General features: G+C 25.2%; 1 protein-coding gene. It reads right to left on the bottom strand.

Annotated features, from left to right (window positions below; genetic code table 11):
• Positions 1-89: 89 nt before the first annotated feature.
• The coding region (locus RI68_RS02915; RefSeq protein ID WP_038104875.1) for a DNA adenine methylase at positions 90-412 on the bottom strand (323 nt) is incomplete at its 5' end.

Below are 412 nucleotides of genomic sequence, written 5' to 3'. Positions count from 1 at the left end.
TGATTTTTTTTGAAAATTATTGTTATTTAAATTAAAATAGAGTTTCGCTTAAAATTTAATGATGTGAAAAGATGGTAAAAATTTTAATTCTATTCATAATTTTTAATAATTATTTCTTGTTTTATATGACGATTTGTTAAATTGTGACTTGTTGTTGTTTTTGTTTTAATGATGTGACAGTTTGAAAATAAATTAAGAATTGGGGTTGTTTCGTAATTGGTGTATAACCATTTAACTCCACGATTAGTTGCTTGATGTAATGTCTTCGCTAACATTTTATGATCTTTCAAAGTAAATGGTTTTTGGTAAAAATCTTTATCTTTAATCCCTTCATAGTAATATGGTGGATCGATAAAAAGAAAATCGCCTTGTTGACTATTGGCGATAACTTGACGAAAATCCATACAATATA

The sequence above is a fragment of the Vaccinium witches'-broom phytoplasma str. VAC genome (assembly GCF_000309405.1).
Taxonomy (GTDB): domain Bacteria; phylum Bacillota_I; class Bacilli_A; order Acholeplasmatales; family Acholeplasmataceae; genus Phytoplasma.
This window is presented reverse-complemented; position numbering and strand designations above follow the sequence as displayed.